Source organism: Bartonella sp. AD328YNZD (genome assembly GCF_042196425.1).
The window spans coordinates 1-551 of sequence record NZ_JBHIQG010000857.1; the positions used below are offsets into that span (position 1 = coordinate 1).

General features: G+C 24.5%; 1 protein-coding gene. It reads right to left on the reverse strand.

What is annotated here, in order from left to right:
• A partial coding sequence (locus ACFIO3_RS15435) for a Rho termination factor N-terminal domain-containing protein (protein WP_375704820.1) occupies positions 1 to 227 on the reverse strand: 227 nt, incomplete at its 3' end.
• Between the last annotated feature and the right edge of the window lie 324 nt (positions 228 to 551).

Below are 551 nucleotides of genomic sequence, written 5' to 3' on the forward strand. Positions count from 1 at the left end.
AGATAATTAGCATCAGCAGAGCGCAAGAATCCAAATCCATCTTGTAAAACTTCGACAACACCTTCTCCTATAATTTCTACATCTTGTAAGGCTAGTTTTTTCAAGATTGCAAACATTAATTCTTGTTTACGCATAAGAGAAGCATTTTCAACTTCTAAAGTTTCAGCAAAAGAAACAAGTTCGACTGGTTTTTTGCTTTTAAGTTCTTGTAGTTTCATTTTTTGCATGAAATATGCTCTTTTAATTAGGAAGAGGATTACCCTGAATAATTTATGGAGATTTTATGAATGAAATATTCTTTAAGAAAAAATTATTTTACACTCAATTTTTTAAATCTGCAAGTACCATTTATAGGAAATTTATTTGTGTAATATCAAGTAATTGTATAAAAATTAAAAAAAACATAAAATCCGAACAGTATTTAATTATTTTGTAAGAAAAATATGAATAAAATCTATATCACTAATGAAATGCTATTCAAAAGTATTTTTTACAGAAATTTATATTAATAAATTTATATTAAAGAAAGGATTATTCTTATTTATAACTGT